Annotated in this window: 17 protein-coding genes; 3 read left to right on the top strand and 14 right to left on the bottom strand. The window is 72.9% G+C overall.

What is annotated here, in order from left to right; all coding sequences use genetic code 11:
• The first annotated feature begins 25 nt into the window (after positions 1-25).
• Positions 26-223, top strand: coding sequence for a DUF1918 domain-containing protein (locus ACZ45T_RS07300; protein WP_468438361.1), 198 nt, complete (start codon positions 26-28; stop codon positions 221-223).
• A gap of 10 nt (positions 224-233) precedes the next feature.
• On the opposite strand, the gene ACZ45T_RS07295 is transcribed toward ACZ45T_RS07300, so the two are convergent.
• Positions 234-1,478: a glycoside hydrolase family 10-like protein gene (locus ACZ45T_RS07295; RefSeq protein ID WP_468438359.1), complete on the bottom strand. Its 1,245-nt coding sequence runs from the start codon at positions 1,476-1,478 to the stop codon at positions 234-236.
• A 139-nt stretch (positions 1,479-1,617) separates the two neighbouring features.
• Between ACZ45T_RS07295 and ACZ45T_RS07290 the strand changes: the two genes are divergently transcribed.
• Positions 1,618-2,511 (top strand): 3-hydroxybutyryl-CoA dehydrogenase, encoded by an 894-nt coding sequence (locus ACZ45T_RS07290; protein ID WP_468438358.1) that lies wholly within the window; start codon positions 1,618-1,620, stop codon positions 2,509-2,511.
• Between the two features lie 6 nt (positions 2,512-2,517).
• On the opposite strand, the gene ACZ45T_RS07285 is transcribed toward ACZ45T_RS07290, so the two are convergent.
• The 10 genes from ACZ45T_RS07285 to infC all read right to left on the bottom strand — a co-directional run bounded on the left by ACZ45T_RS07285 (position 2,518) and on the right by infC (position 12,881).
• The gene (locus ACZ45T_RS07285; RefSeq protein ID WP_468438730.1) at positions 2,518-3,048 is read right to left on the bottom strand and encodes an NUDIX hydrolase; all 531 of its coding nucleotides are present in this window, start codon (positions 3,046-3,048) and stop codon (positions 2,518-2,520) included.
• Positions 3,049-3,110: 62 nt separating this feature from the next.
• Positions 3,111-4,451, bottom strand: coding sequence for a transcriptional regulator (locus ACZ45T_RS07280; RefSeq protein WP_468438356.1), 1,341 nt, complete (start codon positions 4,449-4,451; stop codon positions 3,111-3,113).
• A gap of 337 nt (positions 4,452-4,788) precedes the next feature.
• Entirely contained in the window at positions 4,789-5,097 is a 309-nt protein-coding gene (locus ACZ45T_RS07275) for a SpoIIE family protein phosphatase (protein WP_468438355.1), read from the bottom strand.
• A gap of 176 nt (positions 5,098-5,273) precedes the next feature.
• The gene (pheT, locus tag ACZ45T_RS07270) at positions 5,274-7,802 is read right to left on the bottom strand and encodes a phenylalanine--tRNA ligase subunit beta (RefSeq protein WP_468438353.1); all 2,529 of its coding nucleotides are present in this window, start codon (positions 7,800-7,802) and stop codon (positions 5,274-5,276) included.
• The gene (gene pheS / locus ACZ45T_RS07265) at positions 7,802-8,929 is read right to left on the bottom strand and encodes a phenylalanine--tRNA ligase subunit alpha (protein ID WP_468438351.1); all 1,128 of its coding nucleotides are present in this window, start codon (positions 8,927-8,929) and stop codon (positions 7,802-7,804) included. The genes pheT and pheS overlap by 1 nt, the downstream gene beginning before the upstream one ends.
• Before the next feature lie 141 nt (positions 8,930-9,070).
• Positions 9,071-10,276 (bottom strand): sensor histidine kinase, encoded by a 1,206-nt coding sequence (locus tag ACZ45T_RS07260; RefSeq protein ID WP_468438350.1) that lies wholly within the window; start codon positions 10,274-10,276, stop codon positions 9,071-9,073.
• A gap of 55 nt (positions 10,277-10,331) precedes the next feature.
• Positions 10,332-11,192 carry a TrmH family RNA methyltransferase gene (locus ACZ45T_RS07255; RefSeq protein ID WP_468438728.1) on the bottom strand — a complete coding sequence of 287 codons (861 nt, stop codon included), beginning with the start codon at positions 11,190-11,192 and terminating at the stop codon, positions 10,332-10,334.
• 164 nt (positions 11,193-11,356) lie between these two features.
• On the bottom strand, positions 11,357-11,743 hold the full coding sequence (gene rplT, locus ACZ45T_RS07250) for a 50S ribosomal protein L20 (RefSeq protein ID WP_007263143.1): 387 nt from the start codon (positions 11,741-11,743) through the stop codon (positions 11,357-11,359).
• Positions 11,744-11,846: 103 nt separating this feature from the next.
• Complete coding sequence (rpmI, locus tag ACZ45T_RS07245) at positions 11,847-12,041, bottom strand: 50S ribosomal protein L35 (RefSeq protein ID WP_030387121.1); 195 nt, start codon at positions 12,039-12,041, stop codon at positions 11,847-11,849.
• Positions 12,042-12,146: 105 nt separating this feature from the next.
• Positions 12,147-12,881: a translation initiation factor IF-3 gene (gene infC, locus ACZ45T_RS07240; protein WP_468438348.1), complete on the bottom strand. Its 735-nt coding sequence runs from the start codon at positions 12,879-12,881 to the stop codon at positions 12,147-12,149.
• Between the two features lie 325 nt (positions 12,882-13,206).
• Here infC and ACZ45T_RS07235 point away from each other — a divergent pair, with 325 nt between their 5' ends.
• A complete protein-coding gene (locus tag ACZ45T_RS07235; protein WP_360887497.1) occupies positions 13,207-13,584 on the top strand; it encodes a DUF1844 domain-containing protein in 378 nt (125 codons plus the stop codon).
• An 88-nt stretch (positions 13,585-13,672) separates the two neighbouring features.
• Here the strand turns inward: ACZ45T_RS07235 and ACZ45T_RS07230 are convergent, their stop codons facing one another.
• The 3 genes from ACZ45T_RS07230 to ACZ45T_RS07220 are packed head-to-tail and all read right to left on the bottom strand — an operon-like array spanning position 13,673 to position 16,488.
• On the bottom strand, positions 13,673-14,416 hold the full coding sequence (locus ACZ45T_RS07230; RefSeq protein WP_468438347.1) for an SseB family protein: 744 nt from the start codon (positions 14,414-14,416) through the stop codon (positions 13,673-13,675).
• A 30-nt stretch (positions 14,417-14,446) separates the two neighbouring features.
• Positions 14,447-15,649, bottom strand: coding sequence for a type VII secretion-associated serine protease mycosin (gene mycP, locus ACZ45T_RS07225; protein ID WP_468438345.1), 1,203 nt, complete (start codon positions 15,647-15,649; stop codon positions 14,447-14,449).
• A complete protein-coding gene (locus ACZ45T_RS07220) occupies positions 15,646-16,488 on the bottom strand; it encodes a hypothetical protein (protein ID WP_468438343.1) in 843 nt (280 codons plus the stop codon). The genes mycP and ACZ45T_RS07220 overlap by 4 nt, the downstream gene beginning before the upstream one ends.
• Positions 16,489-16,550 lie beyond the last annotated feature (62 nt).

Below are 16,550 nucleotides of genomic sequence, written 5' to 3'. Positions count from 1 at the left end.
CGGACCGCCACCGAGGAGGCCAGTTATGCGCGCGACCGAGGGCGACCAGCTGGTGCAGCACGGCAGGATCGTCGGACAGCACGACAAGGTGGGCGAGATCACCCAGGTGCTGGGCGAGAACGGAACCCCCCCGTACCGGGTCCGTTTCCAGGACGGACACGAAGCCCTGATGGCTCCCGGACCGGACTGCGTGGTCCGCCACCCCACGGAGCCCGAGCACTGACCCCGCCGGCTCAGCGCGGAGCCGCCGCTGAGCCGTAGTGGTCGGCGACCACCCGGGCCATCGCCCCATTGGGGTCCGCGGCCACCTGTTTGGCGGAGAACCAGACGTGGCCGCGGACCTCGGCGTACTGCCGGGCGAACGTCACGTGCCGGGACAGCTCCCGCGGATCGCGCCAGGCCGCGGTGGGGCTGTTCGCGTCGCAGCGGTACAGCGCCTCCCCCACGTACAGCTCCACGTCCGTGCCCGCGACGGTCCGGGCCCACCAGGGGACGATGTCGGCGTAGTCGGCGGTCGGGTGCCCGATGTGCCAGTACGCCTGCGGCACGATGTAGTCGATCCAGCCCTCCTTGACCCACTTGCGGGTGTCCGCGTACAGGTCGTCGTACGTGGCCAGGCTCTGCGTCGCCGAGCCGAGCGGGTCCCGGTCGGAATTGCGCCAGACGCCGAACGGGCTGATGCCGAACCGGGCCGCGGGCCGGACCGTCCGCAGCCGCGCGGACATCTCGCGCACCAGGGTGTCGGTGTTGTTGCGGCGCCAGTCTGCGCGGGAGTCGAAGGAGCCGCCGTACTCCTCGTAGGCCTCGTCGTCGTCGAAGTCCTCCCCCTCCACCGGGTACGGGTAGAAGTAGTCGTCCCAGTGCACCGCGTCCACCGGGTAGCGGGAGACGGCGTCGAGCATGGCCTCCTGGACGAAGAGCCGCACCTCGGGCAGACCGGGGTTGTAGTAGAGCTTGCCGCCGTACTCCACCGTCCAGCCGGGATTGCGCCGGGCCGGGTGCGTGGACGCCAGCCGGTCGAGGTCGGTGTGGTTGGCCACGCGGTACGGGTTGAACCAGGCGTGCAGCTCCAGCCCGCGCGCGTGCGCCTCGGCGACGGCCGTGCCCAGCGGGTCCCAGCCCGGATCGCCCCCCTGCTCCCCCGTCAGCCACTGCGACCAGGGCTCCAGCTTCGAGGGCCACAGCGCGTCGGCCGCCGGCCGGACCTGGAGGACCACCGCGTTCAGCCTCCGCTCGACGGCGGTGTCGAGGAGATCGAGGAGCTCGGCGCGCTGCCGCGCGGCGGACAGCCCGCTCTCGGAGGGCCAGTCCACGTTCGACACGGAGGCGACCCACATCCCCCGGAACTCGACGGCGGGGGCCCGGGCGGGGATCGCGGCGGCCCTTCGCGGCGCCGCCGCCGCGGCCGGCCCCACTGTGGCGGCGGCGACCACCCCCGCGGCTGCGGCCAGCAGTTCCCGTCGGCCGATGTACGCCATGTGACAGCTCCGTTTCGCTGAGTGACATTCTTGGATGTCCGATCAGCATGCCCGCCCCGGCCCCCCGCCCCGCGCAAGGTCGGGAGTAACGTCGGGGGGCGTGGCGGGCGCCGGAATCGTACGGGGGACCCGCCGACGGATGAGCTGCGAAAGGCACGAAGTGACTGACCTCCCTTCCGACATCACACGAGTCGGCGTAGTGGGCTGCGGCCAGATGGGTGCGGGTATCGCCGAGGTGTGTGCCCGCAGCGGCCTTGAGGTCAAGGTCGCCGAGACCACCGGCGAAGCCCTGGAGATCGGCCGTACCCGGCTGTACAACTCGCTGACCAAGGCCGCCGAACGCGGCAAGATCAGCGAGGAGGAGCGGGACGCCACCCTGGCCCGCCTCAGCTTCACCACCGACCTCGGCGAGTTCGCCGACCGTGATCTCGTCATCGAGGCGGTCGTCGAGAACGAGCAGGTCAAGACGGAGATCTTCCAGGTCCTCGACCAGGTGATCACCCGCCCGGACGCGATCCTGGCCTCCAACACCTCCTCGATCCCGCTGGTCAAGCTGGCCGTCGCGACCTCGCGGCCCGACCAGGTCATCGGCATCCACTTCTTCAACCCGGCCCCGGTGCAGAAGCTCGTCGAGCTGATCCCGGCGCTGACCACGGGCGAGGAGACCGTCAAGCGGGCCGAGGCCCTGGTGCGTGACGTGCTGGGCAAGCACGCCGTCCGCGCCCAGGACCGTTCCGGCTTCGTCGTCAACGCGCTCCTCGTCCCGTACCTGCTGTCCGCGATCCGGATGTTCGAGTCCGGCATCGCGAGCCGCGAGGACATCGACAACGGCATGGAGCTGGGCTGCGCCCACCCGATGGGCCCGCTCAAGCTGTCCGACCTGATCGGCCTGGACACCATCGCCTCCATCGCCGACTCCATGTACGCGGAGTACAAGGAGCCGCTGTACGCCGCTCCCCCGCTGCTCCAGCGGATGGTCGACGCGGGACGCCTGGGCCGCAAGACGGGCTCGGGCTTCTACCCGTACGGCTGACCTCGCCTACGGGCGGTCCCCGAGCCTGAGATGGTGCAGGAGCAGCAGCCCGGCCGCCATGTTGGCGGCCGGGATCTCGCCGCGCGCGATCATGTCCGGCACGAGCCCCAGCGGGACCCACTCCCGGCGTGAGGACTCGAACGCGTCCTCGGGATGGCCGATGTAGGTGGCCCCGTCCGCCCAGTAGAGGTGGTGACGGGCGTCGGTCAGCCCGTTGGACGGCTCGACGGTCATCAGGTGGTGGAGCGGGCCGGGCCGCCAGCCCGACTCCTCCTCCATCTCCCGGGCCGCCGCGACCGCGATGTCCTCGCCGTCCTCGACCACCCCGGCGGGCAGTTCCCAGCCCCAGCTGTCGGTGATGAAGCGGTGCCGCCAGAGCAGCAGCACCTCGTTGGCCTCGTTGACGGCCGTGGCCACGGCGACCGGGCGCAGCCGGATCACGAAGTGGTCCAGGTGCCGGCCGTCGGGGAGTTCCACATCGGCCAGGTTCACGTCGAACCAGCGGTTCTTGTACACCGTCTGCTCACTCAGGTTCATCCACTGCACGGCTGTGCCACCTTCCGTTCGAGTAGGTGGCACACATGGCAGCAGCTGACCGGTCACAGCGGAACGCGCAGTGCCCCGTCGATGAGCTGCGCGGTCTCTTCCGCGTCCGAGAAACCGCTGGTCAGGAGCTGTTCGCGGACCGTCCGCAACCGGTCGCGCAGTCGCAGCGACTCCATCCCCTTGGCTCGCTCGGCCATCTCGGCCGCGGACGCCGCGGCCCGGTCCGCCTCTCCCTGGCGCAGCTGGATCTCGCAGAGCATCGCCAGCCGGTGCACCCGGCCGCGGTCGTGCGCGGGGGTGCCGACGGCGGCGGCCGCCTGGACGCGCGCGGCCTCCAGATCGCCCAGACTGAGCAGCGCCTCCGCGACCTGGACGTTGACGAGCCCCGGTTGTACGTAGCCGGTCTCGTCCGGTTCGGTGCCCGGGCGGATCCGCTCGGCGGCCGCCTCGGCCTTGCGGATGCAGGCCAGCGCGCCCTGGGTGTCGCCGAGTTGGGCGTAGGCCTTGGCCTGCATGGCGTACAGGTCGGCGGCCAGCGCCGGGGTGGTGTGCCGGCCGGCGGCGCGCAGCGCGGCCTCGGCGAAGGCGACGGCCTGGCGGTACTCCCGCAGATGCAGGGACTGGTTGACGAGCAGCGCGATGACGTAGGCCCCGAGGCCCCGGTCCCCGCTCGCCTTGGCCAGGCGCAGCGCCTGGTGGAAATAGCGCTGGGCGAGCCCGTGGGCGTCCGAGTCGTACGCGCAGATCCCCGCCACGGCCACGAGGGACCCGGTGGCCCGGTGCAGTTGGCGGCCGAGACCGTCGGGGTAGCTGCCGCGCAGCATGGGCGCCGTCTCGCTGCCGAGGAAGCGGACGATCCGGTCCCGGGTGGCCACTCCGCCGGCCCGTCGGTACATCAGCTCGTAGTGTGCGCGGGCGGCCTTCAGGATCTCGATGTGCTCGGGCCCGATCCGGTTCGGGCCCTCACGGGAGACGTCGGCGTCCTCGGGCGGATTCTCCCATTCCCAGACGGGGATGACGGCGGGCGTCCCGGTGACCGCCTCGGCGGTGAGCAGTTGGGGCCTGGCCTGCCCGTCGGAACGCCAGAGAGCGGCGGCCCGGTCCACGAACCCGCTGAGCGGGGAGGCGTGCAGGGAGACCGGCCCGTCCGCGGCGCCGAGCCCGATGTCGTCCAGCCCGACGGGCCGTCTGAGCCGGCCGCCGAGCACCTCGCAGATCAGGTCGGGGACCTGACCCCGGGGGCGCTGCCCCTTCAACCACCGGGACACGGCGGTGTGTTCGTACCGCAGGGCCAGACCTCGGGTGCGGCCTGCCTGGTTCACGTACGCGGCGAGTCCCGCATGGGACATGCCCGCCTCGGCGAGGAGGGCGTCGAGCAGGACATTGGGCTGCATGGGCCGCTCCAAGGGCTCTTCGGTCTCAGGCTAGTGGGTGCGCGGTTCACACGGGGTGCGAACCGCGTACGCGCATAAATGCGATACGCACTCTGCCGCGCGGGCCCCTCGGGGCGCTTCACTGAAGAGCCTCGCCAAGAGGTAGCCCGGGTCGTCGGCTCCCCCTCGTACAGTGCGACGACCCGTCACCGCGCCGCCCGTTCTGCTGTCTGCCCGACACTCCACGGCAGGCGGGCGGCGCGTTCCGGCTCCGCCGGCGCCCGGTTGGTCGCCGGGCCCCGGCAGGAGCCGGGCCGAAACGCGCGCCGGGCCCATCCACCGGGCCCGGCACGCGTGGTCAGGACCGGTCGTTGCGGAGCACCAGCAGGGCGACGTCGTCGGCGAGTCGCCCGCCGGTGTGCCGGAGCAGAGCGGCGTGCACGCCCGCGACCAGCCGCGCGGGCGTGAGCGGTGCCTGCACCTCTGCGAGGACGCTCGGCAGGGGGAAGAACCGCCCCGCGGTGTCGCGGGCGTCCCCGGCCCCGTCGGTGTGCAGGAACAGCATCTCCCCGGGCCGGAGTTCCCCGCAGGTGTGCGGTCGCAGATCGCGGGGCAGCGGAACCACCCCGAGCGGGGGCAGCGTCTCACCGCCGTCCAGCGCGTGCACGGTGGGCCGCTGCGCGCAGCCCTCCCGGTCCTCATACGCCGGACGGGCTGAAAGACCGGGGCTCCGCCCCGAACCCCGCGCCTCAATCGCCGGCGAGGCTGGATCTCTCCACCCGAATGAGTGAGGGGCCCGTCCGGTGTTCCGGAGGGGCCCCTCACAGGTACTACGAGCGGGTGCTACGCGCCCCGGAGCACCGCTCCGGTCCGCTCGCCCGCCAGCGCCACCGCCGCGTCGCGCGCGGCCGTGGACTCCTCGGCGGTCAGCGTCCGGTCGGTCGCGCGGAAGCGCAGCGCGTACGCCAGGGACTTCTTGCCCTCGCCGACCTGCTCACCGGTGAACACGTCGAACAGCCGCAGCGACTCCAGCAGTTCGCCCGCGCCCTTGCGCAGCGCGGCTTCCACCGAGGACGCCGGAACCGAAGCGTCCACGATCAGCGCGACGTCCTGGGTCGCCACCGGGAAGGTGGAGATCCGGGGCGCCTGGAGGGCCTCGCCGCCGGCCGCCGCGAGGCGGTCCAGGTCGAGCTCCATCGCGCTGGTGCGGGCCGGCAGGCCCATCGCCTTGACCACGCGCGGGTGAAGCTCACCGGCGTGGCCGATGACCGTCTCGACCCCGTCGAGGGTGACGAGCAGCTCGGCGCAGCGGCCCGGGTGCCAGGGGCCGTACTGGCCCTGGCGAATCACCAGCTCGGCACCCGCCTCGACGGCGAGGGCGCGCGCGGCCTGGACCGCGTCCGCCCAGTCGGCCGGGCGGCCCTTGCCCCACCAGCCGGCCTGCTCGCGCGCACCGGCCAGCACGACCGCGGCGTACCGCGGCTGCGCGGGCAGGGCCGCGTTCAGGGTGGCGATCTCCTCGTCCGTGGGACGCCGGTCGACGGGCAGCCGTACGGCGACACCCGGCTGCGCGGCGGCCCGGAAGACCGAACCGGTCTCGAAGAGCGCGAGGTCGTGGCTGCCCCGGCTGTCGTTGCGGCGGAGCGCGCCGAGCAGACCCGGCAGCAGCGTGGTGCGCAGCGCCGGCTCCTCGTCGGAGATCGGGTTGACCAGCTTGACGACCTGGCGGGTGGCGTCGTGCGCCGGGAGCTGGAGCTGGTCGAAGACGGCTTCGCCCAGGAACGGGTAGCTCAGCGCCTCGACGTAGCCCGAGCCGGCCAGCGCGCGGCCCACTCGGCGGTGCAGCTGCTGCCGGGCGGTCAGACCGCGGCCGGAGGGCACCTGCGGGAGGGTCGACGGGAGGTTCCCGTAGCCCTCCAGCCGGATGACCTCTTCGGCGAGGTCGTTGGGCGCGGCGAGGTCGGGCCGCCACGACGGGACGGTGACGACGAGCTCGTCCTGGCCGTAGACGTCGCAGCCGACCTCCTGGAGGCGGCGTACGACGGTCTCGCGGCCGTAGTCCATGCCCGCGACCCGGTCCGGGTGGTCCGCGCGCATCGCGATGGTGCGCGGGGCGCCCGGGGCGGTGACCTCGGTGACGCCGGCCTCGGCGGTACCGCCCGCGAGCAGCACGAGCAGGTCGACGGTGCGCTGCGCGGCCGCGGCGGCGGCCTGCGGGTCGACGCCCCGCTCGAAGCGCTTGGAGGCCTCGGAGGAGAGCTTCAGGCGGCGGGCGGTGCGCGAGATCGACACGGAGTCGAAGTGCGCGGCCTCGATGACCACGTCCGTGGTCCCCGTGACCTGGCCGGTCTCGGGGTCGGTCACGGAGTCGGCGATCTCGGTGTTGGCGCCGCCCATGACACCGGCGAGCCCGATCGGCCCGCTGTTGTCGGTGATCACCAGGTCCTCGGCGTCGAGCGTGCGCTTGACCCCGTCGAGGGTGGTGAACTTCTCGCCCTGCTCCGCGCGGCGGACGCCGATGGCGCCGTCGACGCTGGAGCGGTCGTAGGCGTGCAGCGGCTGGCCGAGCTCCAGCATCACGTAGTTGGTGATGTCGACGGCGAGCGAGATCGGGCGCATGCCCGCCTTCTGCAGGCGGCGGGTCAGCCAGATCGGGGAGCGCGCGTCGGGGTCGAGGCCGGTCACCGTGCGGGCGGTGAAGCGGTCGCAGCCGGCCGGGTCGTCGATCTTGACCGGGTAGCCGTACGAGTTCGGCTGGGGCACGTCGAGCAGCGCCGGGTCGCGCAGCGGCAGGCCGTAGGCGGTGGCCGCCTCGCGGGCGACACCGCGCATGGACATGCAGTAGCCGCGGTCCGGGGTGATGTCGATGTCGAGGACCTCGTCGACGAGCTGGAGCAGCTCGATCGCGTCGGTGCCGACCTCGTGCTCGTGCGGCAGCACGATGATGCCGTGCGTGCCGTCGTCGCCCATGCCCAGCTCGTCGCCGGAGCAGATCATGCCGTGCGAGGTGCGGCCGTACGTCTTGCGCGCGGCGATCGCGGAGTCGCCTGGCAGGACGGCGCCGGGGAGGACCACGACGACCTTGTCGCCGACGGCGAAGTTCCGGGCGCCGCAGACGATCTCCTGCGGCTCGCCGGTGCCGTTGGCCTGGCCGACGTCGACCGTGCAGAAGCGGATCGGCTTGCGGAAGCCTTCGAGCTCCTCGATGGTCAGCACCTGGCCGACGACGAGCGGGCCCTTGAGCCCGCCGCCGAGCTGCTCGACGGTCTCGACCTCGAGGCCGGCGTCGACCAGCTTGGCGGCCACGTCACGGCCGGTCTCACCCGCGGGGAGGTCGACGTACTCCCGCAGCCAGGAAAGCGGGACGCGCATCAGATCTCACTCCCGAACGGCCGGGTGAAACGGACGTCACCCTCGACCATGTCTCGCATGTCTTCAACGTTGTGGCGGAACATCAGCATCCGCTCGATGCCGAACCCGAAGGCGAACCCGCTGTACTTCTCCGGGTCCACACCGCAGGCGACGAGCACCTTCGGGTTGACCATGCCGCAGCCGCCCAGCTCGATCCAGCCCTCGCTGGAGCAGGTACGGCACGGGCGGTCGGGGTTGCCCACCGACGCGCCGCGGCACACGTAGCACTGCATGTCCATCTCGGCGGACGGCTCGGTGAAGGGGAAGAAGTGCGGGCGCAGGCGGGTGGTGGTGCCCTCGCCGAACAGCTCCTGGACCATGTGGTCCATGGTGCCCTTGAGGTCCGCCATGGTCAGGCCCTCGTCCACGGCGAGCAGCTCGACCTGGTGGAAGACCGGGGTGTGCGTCGCGTCGAGCTCGTCGGTGCGGTACACGCGGCCCGGGCAGACGATGTAGACGGGGGGCTTGCGCTCCAGCAGCGAACGCGCCTGCACCGGGGAGGTGTGGGTGCGCAGGACGACACCGGACTCGTCGCCCTCGGTGCCCTCGGGGCCCCGGACGAAGAAGGTGTCCTGCATCTGGCGCGCCGGGTGGTCGGGCGTGAAGTTGAGGGCGTCGAAGTTGAACCACTCCGCCTCGACCTCGGGGCCCTCGGCGACCTCGTAGCCCATGGCCACGAAGATGTCCGCGATGCGGTCCATCAGCGTGGTCAGCGGGTGCCGGGCGCCGGCGGGGGTGCGGTCGTAGGGCAGCGTGACGTCCACCGCCTCCTCGACCAGCACCCGCTCGTCGCGCTCCGCCTCGAGCTCGACCGTGCGGGCCCCGAAGGCCTTGTTCACGGCGCCGCGGGCCTGGCCCACGCGCTTGCCCGCCTCGGCCTTGGCCTGCGGGGGCAGCGCGCCGATCTCGCGGTTGGCGAGCGCCAGGGGCGAGCGGTCGCCCATGTGCGCGGTCTTCGCCTCACGCAGCGCGTCGAGGTCGCCGGCGGACGCGAAGGCGGCGAGCGCCTCGTCCCGCATGCGCTCGATCTCTTCCGGTTTCAGTGCCTCGACCTCGACAGGGTCGTACGACTTGTTCGGTGCCGACATCTCTTCCCGTACTTCCGATGGCTGGCTGGTGGTCCCCGTACGACTCGATCGGCACAAGGACACAAAGGTGCCAAAGGACGAGTCTAAAGGTCGCCGGGGGTGAAGGAGCCCGTGGGCCGCCTGGCGAGACGCTCCGCAGTGCTACTGCGTGAGGTAGGCCGGGGCGCTCACGGGCAGGATAAATCGGAACTCGGCGCCGCCCCCGGGGCCGCGGCCGACCGTGATGGTGCCGCCGTGGGCCTCCACGATGCCCTTGACGATGTACAGGCCCAGGCCGGTGCCGCCGCGCTTGCTCCCCCGCCAGAAGCGGGTGAAGACGCGGCCCATCGACTCCTCGGGGATCCCGGGGCCTTCGTCGGACACGGTGACGGCGGTTCCCTTCTCATGCGGCGATACGTCGATGGTGACCGTTCCGTCTCCATGGCGCACCGCATTTTCGAGGAGGTTGCCGAGGATCTGGTCGATCTTGTCGGGATCGGCCCACAGGTCGGGGAGGGGGCGGCTGACGCTCACGAGGAACCGCTCGGGGGCCTGGCCGTTCGCCGTGAGCGCCTGTACGTGGCGGCCGACGGCGGTGGCGATGTCCACGGGCTGGCGGCGCACCTCCAGGCGCCCGGAGTCGATGCGGGAGATGTCGAGGAGTTCGGTGATGAGGCGGGTGACGCGGTTGGCGTCGGCGTCGACGGTCTCCAGCATCAGCCGCTTCTGGTCGTCGGTGAACCGCTCCCACTTGGCGAGCAGGGTGGCCGTGAACCCCTTGACGGAGGTCAGCGGGGAGCGCAGCTCGTGCGCGACGGTGGCGATCAGCTCGGCGTGGCTGCGTTCGGTGCGGCGGCGGGCCTCGGTGCCGCGCAGGGTGACCACGAGGCGGCGCAGCGGGCCGGTGGGGTGCGTACGGACGTAGCTGGCGGAGACCAGCACCTCGCGGCCGCCGGGCAGCAGGAGGTTCCGCTCGGGCTGCCCGCGGCGGGTGGCGAGGCCCCCATACGGGTCGGTCAGCGCCCACCAGCGCCGGCCTTCGAGGTCCTCCAGCGGGAGCGCGCGGTCGATGCGGGCGCCGAGCGCCTCGTCCGGCGCGAGGGCGGTGATCCGTGCGGCGGCCGCGTTGAAGCAGATCACCCGCCCCGTGTCGTCGGCGACGACGAGCCCGTCGGGCAGTTCGTCGGGGTCGATGCCGAACCCCTCGCCCGCCGCGCCGTCCGGCACCGGGCCGTGCGGCCGGGGCGGTACGGCGGGGTCCTGGGCCCGCGACGGGGGCGCCGCTTGCGGCGGGACACCGACGAGGCCGCTCTGTGCCGAGGGCGCGGCTTCCCCCGCCCGCGGTGAGCTGTTCGTACCGACGGTCATCTCCCCGTACCCCACATCTCCGAGTAGCGCAGTGGGCCCCCGGGCCGCCACATTACTAGCTGGGGGTCACGGAGCGGCACCCTCCGGGCGCCCGCTGTGCACGCGCCGACGCGTAGAGGCACACGGCGGCGGCCGTCGCGAGGTTCAGACTCTCCGCCTTGCCGTGGATCGGGACCCGCACCACGGCGTCCGCCAGGGCCCGGGTCTCCTCCGGCAGGCCCCAGGCCTCGTTGCCGAAGACCCAGGCGGAGGGCCCGCCCATGGTGCCCGCGTCGAGCTCGGCGTCGAGGTCGTCCTCGCCCGCGCCGTCGGCGGCCAGGATCCGTACGCCGGCCGCCCGGAGGCCCTCGACGGCCTGCTCCACCGGAACGCCGACCGCGACCGGGAGGTGGAAGAGGGAGCCCACGGAGGCCCGTACCGACTTGGGGTTGTACAGGTCCACGGAGGCATCGGTCAGCACCACCGCGTCGGCGCCGGCGGCGTCCGCGCAGCGCAGCACCGTACCGGCGTTGCCGGGGTCGCGGACGTGCGCGAGCACGGCGACCAGCTTGGGCTCGGCCTTGAGGATGTCCTCGAACGGGGAGTCCAGGAAGTGGCAGACACCGACGAGCCCCTGCGGGGTGACGGTCTGCGAGACCTCGGCGAGCACCTCGTCGGAGGCGTAGTGCACGCGGGCACCCGCCGCGAGGGCGGCGTCGATGATCTCGGAGTAGCGCTCGGCGGCCTCGACGGTGGCGAACAGCTCGATCAGGGTCGACGCGCCCGAGGCCCCGCGGTGCTCCACGGCCTCACGGACGGCCTGCGGGCCCTCGGCGATGAACCGGCGCTCCTTGGTGCGGAAGTTGCGCCGCGCCAGTCGCCGGGCGGCGGCCACCCGCGGGGATCGGGGGGAGATCAGCTCGTCGGGGTGACCCAGGTCAGCCATGGTCTCTGCGGTTCTCTCTCGGGGTGCGGGGCGCGCGGGGCGCGGGCGGTGCGGGATCGGGCGGTACGGCCCTGCGGCGCGGGGAAAGCACTCGGACCCGCAGGCGAATCGCCTGCGGGTCCGAGGTTCCGACCGCTCATGCGGCCGGCCAGGCCTTACGCAGCAGCCTTGGGGGCGTTGACGTCAGCCGGAAGCGCCTTCTGCGCGACCTCGACGAGCGCGGCGAACGCGTTGGCGTCGTTGACGGCCAGCTCCGCGAGGATCTTGCGGTCCACCTCGATGTTGGCGGCCTTCAGACCCTGGATGAGGCGGTTGTACGTCATGCCGTTCTGGCGGGCAGCGGCGTTGATGCGCTGGATCCACAGCTGACGGAAGTCGCCCTTGCGCTTCTTGCGGTCGTTGAAGTTGTAGACCAGCGAGTGGGTGACCTGCTCCTTGGCCTTGCGGTACAGGCGCGAACGCTGACCGCGGTAGCCGGAGGCCGCCTCGAGGATCGCCCGGCGCTTCTTGTGGGCGTTTACTGCCCGCTTGACGCGTGCCACTTTTTAACTCCTTGTAGCGGGGCCGTGGGTGTCTTCACACGGCCCGAATTCGATGGGGTCCCGGTCTTGACGTCACCGCTCCCGGCAGGGGGAGCGGAGAACGTCACTTGCCGAGAAGCTTCTTGATCTTCGCGGCGTCGCCGGGGGCCATCTCCGCGGTGCCGGTCAGGCGGCGGGTGACACGGGACGACTTGTGCTCGAGCAGGTGGCGCTTGCCGGCGCGCTCACGGAGCACCTTGCCGGAGCCGGTGATCTTGAAGCGCTTCTTGGAACCGCTGTGCGTCTTGTTCTTCGGCATAGCGCCGTTATCTCCTCGTCGGTGGCACTCCCCACCGGTCCGTTTCGGGACCGGCTTGCGGGAGCGTCATGTTGTATCGGTGATCCGAGACAGGCTGCCTCGGAATCAGGCCTCGGCGTTCGCCTCGTCGGCCGGCGCCTCGTCGGCGGCAGCCTCGGTGACCTCGGCAGAGGCGACCTCGGTGGCTTCCTCGACCTCGACTGCGGCTTCCTCGGAAGGAGCCTCGTCATCGGTGAGGGCGACACCCTGGCGCTCGGCCTTGCGGGCGGCCTGCGCCTCGCGGGCTTCGGCCATCGCCTCGGTCTTCTTCTTGTGCGGACCGAGGACCATGATCATGTTTCGGCCGTCCTGCTTCGGGTTCGACTCGATGAACCCGAGGTCCTCGACGTCCGAAGCGAGACGCTGCAGCAGTCGGTAGCCGAGTTCCGGCCGGGACTGCTCGCGACCACGGAACATGATCGTGATCTTGACCTTGTCGCCCTGCTTGAGGAACCGAACGACGTGACCCTTCTTGGTGTCATAGTCGTGCGGGTCGATCTTCGGCCGGAGCTTCATTTCCTTGATGACCGTGTGCGCCTGGTTCTTGCGCGCCTCACGGGCCTTCATGGCCGACTCGTACTTGAACTTGCCGTAGTCCATGAGCTTGCAGACCGGCGGGCGTGCGGACGCCGCGACCTCGACCAGGTCGAGGTCGTACTCCTGCGCGAGCTCAAGCGCCTTGGCAAGCGGCACGATGCCGACCTGCTCGCCGCTGGGACCGACGAGTCGTACCTCGGGAACGCGAATCCGGTCGTTGATGCGGGGCTCGGTGCTGATGGATCCTCCTCGGTAGCACCACACGGCTGCCTGGCAGACAGCCGCTGACGTGTAATTCCGTCAGACCGACCGCGGCGGGAGAATGAAAAAAGCCCCGCCGGGCACAGGCAGGGGCTCCAAAACAACCGGAACACCGCCGCATGCGATCGCGGGGCGTAGACTCGGGCAGCTTTCCATCGTCCGTACGGAACGATGGATGCCGCCTGACCGGGTGACCCGCCGCCCCGGAGGGCAGTCAGGTGGGAGAACGGAGCCTCCACTTGTGGGCCGGGCACATAAGTGTCCGGCCGGTCGAAGTACATACTAGCACCCGCGTTACAAGCCCGCCGCACGGCATATCGTGGGACGCATGACTGACGCGACACCCTCCACCGACCCCGCTGCCGACGGCGCCCCCGACTACGACGCCATGACCCGCGACATCGCGGACGTGCCCGCCGTCGAGGTGATCACCACGGTGGCCGTGCACCTGCTGAGCGCCGCGGCGGTCAACCTGGGCCTGGACAAGCCGGACTCCGAGCACAAGGACCTCGACGAGGCCCGCAAGCTGATCACGGCCCTCGCCGGCCTGGTCACCGCGAGCGCCACCGAGATCAGCTCCTTCCACGCCGCCCCGCTGCGGGACGGCCTGAAGTCGCTCCAGCTGGCCTTCCGCGAGGCCTCGATCGTTCCGGACGAGCCGGGCCAGGGGCCGGGCGAGAAGTTCACGGGTCCCGTGTACGCCTGATCCCACGACGAAAGCCGCATGAGGCGGGTCCCTCCGTGACGTTACGGAGGGACCCGCCTCATGTGCGTGGTCCGGCGGGTGACGTGGTTCAGCGGGTGAACAGCGGCTCGCCGGGAGGAGCCGGCGCGTCCGACGGCAGCAGCGCCAGGTCCAGCCCCCGCACCAGCCGGGCCCGCAGGGTGGTGTCCGCCGCCAGGGCCTCGGCGAGGCGGCGGGCGGCGGCCGCCGGGGCCTGCGCGTCCGCGGCCAGCACGATCGCGAGGGTTCCGTCGGCGTCCGCGCCGCCCGGGCCGAGGTGGGCGCGGAGCACGGCCGGCTCCGCGGCGACGGCCGCCCGTACGGCCTCCCGTACGGCGGGATCGGCCAGCGGGCCCGCGTCGGTGCGGCCCTCGGCGAGGGCGAGCAGCGCGGAGCCGGTCAGCTGGTAGGCGACCGGGCCGGCCAGGTCCAGGACCACGGTGTCGGCCTTCTCGTGCGCGGCGGCCGCCAGGGCCTGGTGCAGCGGAACCGCCACCGGCCGGGCCGCCGGGTCCCAGAGCGCGAGCGAGGCGGTCGAGGTGAAGGCGGGCAGGGCCCGTCGGTCACCCGCCCGCAGGGTCGGGACGGCCATGTCGCTGGTCTTCTCGCGCCGCAGGCCCGTCTCCGGGTCGGTCTCCACCTCGCCGAGGACCGCGACGACCGGCACGAGCAGGCGGGCGCCCTTGAGGGCGGCCAGCACCTGCGGCTCCTTCGTCCTGTCCTCGGCCCAGGCGGCCAGCGCCGCGGTCAGCCGCGGGTCGGCCGAGCCGTCGTCGTCGGAGAAGCCCGGGTCGGGAATGTTCTTGTTCGCCATGTTCGCCATGTTCGCCACAGTTACCCGACCCTACTGTGCCGGCCGGGCGTCCCGGCGCCGGGTGCCGCGTCGCGGCCGCCGGGCCAGTACGGCGGCCAGTGCGAGCAGCGCCGCCCCCGCGACCGCGGCCGCCGGGGGACCCAGCCGGGCGCTGCGCTCGGACGGGCGGACCGGCTCGGGTCCGGGGCCGAAGTACGCGCGCTCGGCCGCGGCGGGCGCGGGCACCGGCGCCTCCGGCCGCATCGCCTCGGCGACCTGGAGGGCGGCGACGGGATCCACCGTGCCGTGGCCGCGGGCGTCGTCGCGGCCGCCGGCCGGGCTGTCGGCCGCGGTGTCCTCCAGCAGCTTCTTGATCTGGGCCGGGGACAGCTCCGGATGCGCGGCCTTGACGAGGGCCGCGGCGCCGGAGACGAAGGCCGCCGCGGCGCTGGTGCCCCAGCCCTCGTAGTAGGCGCGGTCGGGGTCGGCGATGACCACGTCGACGCCGGGAGCGCTGACGGTGGCGTACCAGTTGCGGGTGGAGAACTTGGCCTTCTTGCCGCGGCGGTCGACGGCGGTGACGGCGATGACCCCCGGGTAGGCGGCCGGGTAGGAGACACGGTCCCCCGACTCGCCGCCGTTGCCGGCGGAGGCGACGACGACCACGCCCTTGGCGAGCGCGTACTGCACGGCCTCGTCCTCCCCCGCCTCGTGGTGGGCGGAGTCGCTGTCGTCACCGAGCGACAGGTTGATCACGTCGGCGCCGTGGTCCGCGGCCCAGCGGATGCCGTCGGCGAGGGCGCCGCCCTTGCTCTCGCGGGCCTGGGCGCGGCCCGGGTCGCCCTCCTCCAGGATCACCCGGACCGGCAGGATCGTCGCCTGCGGGGCGATGCCGAGGACGCCCTGGCCGCGGCTGGGTCCGTGGCCGTGCCCGGCGATGATGCTGGCCATGGCGGTGCCGTGGCGGGCCCAGGCCTTGTCGCCGCGGCCGGCGCCCATGCCGATGAGGTCGGTGCCGTCGAGGACCTGCCCGGCGAGGTCGGGGTGGGAGTCGTCGACCCCGGTGTCGAGGACGGCGACGGTGACCCCGTCGCCCCGGGTGGTGCCCCAGGCCTCCTCGGCGCGCAGCGCCAGCAGGCCCCACTGGCGGTCCCGGATGGTGTCGGCGGCGGCCGGGGACGCGGTGGCGGTCGCGAGGAGCGCGGCGGCGGTCAGGACGGCGGCGCCCCGGCCGAGCGCGCGTCGGGGGGTCATCGCGCGGCCTCCTGGGCGGGCTTGACGGAGGGTTTGGCGGCGGGCTTGGCCGAGGCCGAGGGCGTGGCGGGCGGTACGGCGAGGGCCGCCAGGCCGTGTCCGATGCGGTCGGCGACCGCCCCGGCCTCGTGCCCGAGGCCCGCCTGGGCGACGGCTCCCGTGGCGTCCTTCTTCGTCAGGTCCGCGGCGGGGCGGGGCGCGTCCAGGGGGCGGCCGTCGGCGAAGGCGGAGACGGTGTAGACGACGACGGGGGCCTCGGCGATGACGGACGCGGCCCAGGCGGCGCGCTGGGTGTCGGCGAACCCGTACGCGGGCGGAGCGGTGAACCGGCCGGTGAGGGCGGTCATCGCGGGGGCGTCGGCGGGGGTGAAGACCATGCCGACGGTGATCAGTGAGCTGCGGGTGGCGTCGGTGTAGGTGGCGCGGAGCACGCGGGTGCAGCCGGTGGCGGCCAGCAGGCTCTGCCAGTCGGCGGCGAGCGCGGCCGCGCAGTCGGCGTCGGGGGCCAGGGCGATACGGGTCCAGGTGCGGTCGGAGCCGCCGGGACCGGTCGCGGGGCCGCCCAGCACGGGCGGGAAGAGGCTGTCCACGGGCGCGGCCCGCCACAGCGACTCGGCCTTGCGGTAGGCGGCGTCGGCGGGCAGGGGCCGGTGGGCGGCGCGGTGTTCGGACCAGGCGGTGAGGCCGGCTCCGCCGACGAGGCCGCCCCCGATGAGGGCGCAGAGCGCGGCGGCGAGGACCCGTCCGGGGCGGCGGCGCGGCGGGGCGTGCGCGGGCTGGGGGGACGGGAGTGGGTCGGGCTCGCCCAGGAGCGTGGTCCGCGGTGTCGTCGTGGTCATCCGGCGGCTCCGCCCCCCGTTCCGTACGGCTGCCTGTCCGTACTCTACGGGGTCCCCGGCGG

The organism is Streptomyces sp. NPDC030995, assembly GCF_055571215.1.
Note: the sequence above shows the minus strand (reverse complement) of the source record. Positions and strands in the feature narration are given on the sequence as shown.

Excerpts from the sequence above, each read along its gene's own strand:
- ACZ45T_RS07300 (WP_468438361.1), top strand. The coding sequence starts at position 26 with ATGCGCGCGACCGAGGGCGACCAGCTGGTGCAGCACGGCAGGATCGTC.
- ACZ45T_RS07295 (WP_468438359.1), bottom strand. The coding sequence starts at position 1,478 with ATGGCGTACATCGGCCGACGGGAACTGCTGGCCGCAGCCGCGGGGGTG.
- ACZ45T_RS07290 (WP_468438358.1), top strand. The coding sequence starts at position 1,618 with ATGAGCTGCGAAAGGCACGAAGTGACTGACCTCCCTTCCGACATCACA.
- ACZ45T_RS07285 (WP_468438730.1), bottom strand. The coding sequence starts at position 3,048 with ATGAACCTGAGTGAGCAGACGGTGTACAAGAACCGCTGGTTCGACGTG.
- ACZ45T_RS07280 (WP_468438356.1), bottom strand. The coding sequence starts at position 4,451 with ATGCAGCCCAATGTCCTGCTCGACGCCCTCCTCGCCGAGGCGGGCATG.
- pheT (WP_468438353.1), bottom strand. The coding sequence starts at position 7,802 with ATGCGCGTCCCGCTTTCCTGGCTGCGGGAGTACGTCGACCTCCCCGCG.
- pheS (WP_468438351.1), bottom strand. The coding sequence starts at position 8,929 with ATGTCGGCACCGAACAAGTCGTACGACCCTGTCGAGGTCGAGGCACTG.
- ACZ45T_RS07260 (WP_468438350.1), bottom strand. The coding sequence starts at position 10,276 with ATGACCGTCGGTACGAACAGCTCACCGCGGGCGGGGGAAGCCGCGCCC.
- rpmI (WP_030387121.1), bottom strand. The coding sequence starts at position 12,041 with ATGCCGAAGAACAAGACGCACAGCGGTTCCAAGAAGCGCTTCAAGATC.
- ACZ45T_RS07235 (WP_360887497.1), top strand. The coding sequence starts at position 13,207 with ATGACTGACGCGACACCCTCCACCGACCCCGCTGCCGACGGCGCCCCC.
- ACZ45T_RS07230 (WP_468438347.1), bottom strand. The coding sequence starts at position 14,416 with ATGGCGAACAAGAACATTCCCGACCCGGGCTTCTCCGACGACGACGGC.
- mycP (WP_468438345.1), bottom strand. The coding sequence starts at position 15,649 with ATGACCCCCCGACGCGCGCTCGGCCGGGGCGCCGCCGTCCTGACCGCC.
- ACZ45T_RS07220 (WP_468438343.1), bottom strand. The coding sequence starts at position 16,488 with ATGACCACGACGACACCGCGGACCACGCTCCTGGGCGAGCCCGACCCA.